The sequence below is a fragment of the Oceanospirillum sediminis genome (genome assembly GCF_014164585.1).
In the GTDB taxonomy this organism is placed as follows: domain Bacteria; phylum Pseudomonadota; class Gammaproteobacteria; order Pseudomonadales; family Halomonadaceae; genus Oceanospirillum; species Oceanospirillum sediminis.
The window spans coordinates 1-4,592 of the sequence record NZ_JACJFM010000063.1; the positions used below are offsets into that span (position 1 = coordinate 1).

Consider the following 4,592-nt stretch of genomic DNA (forward strand, 5'->3'; position numbering starts at 1 on the left):
AGTCAGAGTCACTGTCAGAGTCCGAATCACTGTCAGAGTCTGAGTCGCTGTCCGAGTCAGAGTCCGAATCACTGTCGGAGTCTGAATCACTGTCGGAGTCTGAATCACTGTCGGAGTCTGAATCACTGTCGGAGTCTGAATCACTATCCGAGTCAGAGTCACTGTCGGAGTCGGAGTCGGAGTCGGAGTCTGAATCGCTATCCGAGTCAGAGTCACTGTCAGAGTCCGAATCACTGTCAGAGTCTGAGTCGCTGTCCGAGTCAGAGTCCGAATCACTGTCGGAGTCTGAATCACTGTCGGAGTCTGAATCACTGTCGGAGTCTGAATCACTGTCGGAGTCTGAATCACTATCGGAGTCTGAGTCGCTGTCAGAGTCTGAGTCACTGTCGGAGTCAGAGTCGGAGTCGCTGTCGGAGTCTGAATCGCTGTCGGAATCAGAGTCACTGTCGGAATCTGAGTCACTATCCGAGTCCGAATCGCTATCCGAATCTGAGTCACTATCGGAGTCTGAGTCACTATCGGAGTCTGAGTCAGAGTCACTATCGGAGTCAGAGTCGCTATCCGAATCTGAGTCACTATCGGAGTCTGAGTCAGAGTCACTATCCGAATCGGAGTCGGAGTCGCTATCCGAGTCAGAGTCGCTATCCGAATCTGAATCACTGTCCGAATCTGAATCGCTGTCGGAATCAGAGTCACTGTCGGAATCTGAATCGCTGTCCGAGTCGGAATCACTGTCCGAATCCGAGTCACTATCCGAGTCAGAGTCAGAGTCGCTATCAGAATCTGAGTCACTATCCGAGTCTGAATCACTGTCGGAGTCTGAGTCACTATCCGAGTCTGAATCGCTATCCGAGTCGGAATCACTGTCGGAATCTGAATCGCTGTCCGAGTCGGAATCACTGTCGGAATCTGAATCGCTGTCCGAATCCGAGTCAGAGTCACTATCCGAGTCAGAGTCGCTATCAGAATCTGAGTCACTATCCGAATCTGAATCGCTGTCAGAGTCAGAGTCGCTGTCGGAGTCTGAGTCACTGTCGGAATCTGAATCACTGTCAGAATCTGAATCGCTATCCGAATCAGAGTCGCTATCGGAATCTGAGTCACTGTCAGAGTCTGAGTCACTATCCGAATCGGAGTCGCTGTCAGAGTCCGAATCGCTGTCGGAGTCAGAGTCACTATCCGAGTCCGAATCACTATCCGAATCAGAGTCGCTGTCGGAATCTGAATCGCTGTCCGAGTCGGAATCACTGTCGGAATCTGAATCGCTGTCCGAGTCGGAATCACTGTCGGAATCTGAATCGCTGTCCGAATCCGAGTCAGAGTCACTATCCGAGTCAGAGTCAGAGTCGCTATCAGAATCTGAGTCACTATCGGAGTCCGAGTCGCTGTCAGAGTCTGAGTCACTATCCGAATCGGAGTCGCTGTCAGAGTCCGAATCGCTGTCGGAGTCAGAGTCACTATCCGAGTCCGAATCACTATCCGAATCAGAGTCGCTATCCGAATCGGAGTCGCTGTCAGCGTCAGCATCGGCATCTGCGTCCGCATCGGCATCCGCATCGGCATCAGCATCGGCGTCTGCGTCTGCGTCTGCGTCTGCGTCGGCATCAGCGTCCGCATCGGCATCAGCGTCTGCATCGGCATCAGCGTCTGCATCGGCATCAGCGTCTGCATCGGCATCAGCGTCTGCATCGGCATCAGCGTCAGCATCGGCATCTGCGTCCGCGTCTGCATCAGCATCGGCGTCCGCATCTGCGTCGGCATCGGCGTCTGCGTCTGCATCGGCATCCGCGTCTGCATCAGCATCAGCGTCGGCGTCGGCGTCAGCATCCGCATCAGCATCAGCGTCGGCATCGGCGTCTGCATCGGCGTCTGCGTCAGCATCGGCATCCGCGTCTGCATCTGCATCAGCATCAGCATCAGCGTCTGCATCGGCGTCGGCGTCAGCATCGGCGTCTGCATCAGCATCCGCATCCGCATCAGCGTCAGCATCGGCATCTGCGTCCGCGTCTGCATCAGCGTCGGCGTCGGCGTCGGCGTCGGCATCAGCATCGGCGTCCGCATCTGCGTCGGCATCGGCATCGGCATCGGCGTCTGCGTCTGCGTCAGCATCGGCATCCGCGTCTGCATCAGCATCCGCATCTGCGTCGGCATCTGCATCAGCGTCCGCATCTGCGTCTGCGTCGGCGTCGGCGTCAGCATCGGCATCGGCGTCTGCGTCAGCATCGGCATCCGCGTCTGCATCAGCATCTGCATCGGCGTCGGCGTCAGCATCAGCGTCTGCATCGGCATCGGCATCGGCGTCCGCATCAGCATCGGCGTCCGCATCAGCGTCGGCATCGGCATCTGCATCTGCATCCGCATCGGCATCTGCGTCGGCGTCAGCATCGGCATCCGCGTCGGCATCTGCATCAGCGTCAGCATCTGCGTCGGCGTCAGCATCAGCGTCGGCGTCGGCGTCGGCGTCGGCATCAGCATCTGCGTCGGCATCGGCATCGGCATCGGCGTCTGCGTCGGCGTCGGCGTCGGCGTCAGCATCAGCGTCTGCATCGGCATCTGCGTCGGCATCTGCATCTGCATCGGCGTCAGCATCTGCATCGGCGTCAGCATCGGCGTCTGCGTCAGCATCTGCGTCAGCATCTGCGTCCGCATCGGCATCTGCATCCGCGTCTGCATCGGCATCAGCGTCTGCATCGGCGTCAGCATCTGCATCGGCGTCTGCGTCGGCATCCGCGTCCGCATCGGCGTCTGCATCAGCATCGGCGTCTGCATCAGCATCGGCGTCGGCGTCGGCGTCGGCGTCCGCATCAGCGTCCGCATCAGCGTCGGCGTCAGCATCGGCATCTGCGTCCGCATCGGCATCTGCGTCCGCATCAGCATCCGCATCGGCGTCAGCATCGGCGTCGGCGTCGGCGTCGGCGTCGGCGTCGGCGTCGGCATCAGCATCCGCGTCCGCATCGGCATCGGCGTCAGCATCTGCGTCAGCGTCAGCGTCTGCATCAGCATCGGCATCTGCGTCCGCATCAGCGTCTGCATCGGCATCGGCATCAGCGTCTGCATCTGCGTCGGCGTCAGCGTCGGCATCTGCGTCTGCGTCGGCGTCGGCGTCGGCGTCGGCATCAGCATCAGCGTCGGCGTCGGCATCAGCGTCCGCATCGGCATCCGCGTCAGCATCCGCGTCTGCATCGCCATCATCTGGCTCTGGCTCTGGCTCTGGCTCTGGTTCTGGCTCTGGCTCTGGCTCTGGCTCTGGCTCTGGCTCTGGCTCTGGCTCTAAGGGTGAATCATCAGAACCTTCAATGCCAATTCCACCATCCTGTATCTGCCCAGTTTCATTTGTTAGACTTTCTGGATCAACACTATCCAAAGGAACAATGACTTCTTCTATTGATGCTTCTGAAGTGCCATCCAGAACAAAGTTCGAGTTCTGGCTCTCGGCTCCACCATCAGGGTTAGGGGTACTTACAGGAGGGACAGGGTCTTGTTCACCATCACTACGATCACTGACTGTTTCTGTATTGACTTCACCAGACTCAAGCTCTTGTCTTTCACTTAAATCTTCATCATCAATCCGGCCTTCATCAAATGCCTGACCTAATACTGTAATATCATCAGGAGTATCCGTCTGAATATTCTCGTTACCAGAATCTTCAGCCTTACCTGAGATCGCAGCATTATCTATATCATCATCGCCTCGCTGCTCTTCATCAGAGCGGCTCAAAACGGTTGATTCGTCAAAAAGCAGAGCATCTTCATTAATCTGCTCTTCAATACTTTTCGAATCTGTATTCTGTGGATCAGGCTTGTTATCTGATGAATCAGCCATTGTGAAAGTCTCCTTTATAAGTCCCCACCCAAAACATATAAAACTTTTCTGGGTTATCGCTCAGATTATACTGTTACAACAACTTCAACCAGCTGACCAGAAGTTATAGAGAGCGAACACTCTACAATACAGATGTCAAAATAATAATTAATCGCATCTTTTATATAGATAAGTGGCCTCTTACCTCATAAAAAAGGCCCTGGTAAATACCAGAGCCTTTCATTTCACCCTTTAAATAGAATTACCATTCTAATGGAGCTGCATCCAAACCTTCATCAAAGTTGCCATCATCAGAGTAACTACTATCACCAAAGTCTGAATCAGAACCAGAATCACCACTGTCTGAAGATTCTTCCAGTTCACCGACCCAGCCTGCATCTGTAGATTCAGGCTCAACGTCCTCTTCAATCTCCGCAACCCAATCGCCAACAGCTGGATCTTCACCGTATGTAAATAAATCATCAGTTGAGTCATCATCTGCAACTTCAGATTCATTAGAGGATTCTGAAACAACTTCTGCTGGTTCTTCTCCCGATGCGCCTGAGCCAGCGCCTTCTGAGGATTCTGAAACAACTTCCGCAGGTTCTTCTTCCGATGTGCCTGAATCAGTGTCTACTGAGGATTCTGAAACAACCTCAACTGGTTCTTCTTCCGATGCATCTGAGTCAGTGCCTTCTGAGGATTCTGAAACAACCTCTGCTGGTTCTTCTTCTGATGCGTCTGAGCCAGTGCCTTCCGAGGATTCTGAAACAACTTCTACTGGTTCTTC

Annotated in this window: 2 protein-coding genes; both read right to left on the bottom strand. The window is 54.7% G+C overall.

Annotated features, from left to right (window positions below; genetic code table 11):
• A partial coding sequence (locus H4O21_RS23610) for a hypothetical protein (RefSeq protein ID WP_220495828.1) occupies positions 1–3,823 on the bottom strand: 3,823 nt, incomplete at its 3' end.
• Between the two features lie 241 nt (positions 3,824–4,064).
• Positions 4,065–4,592, bottom strand: a 528-nt coding sequence (locus tag H4O21_RS23615; RefSeq protein WP_182812171.1) for a hypothetical protein, incomplete at its 5' end; no start/stop codon positions are given.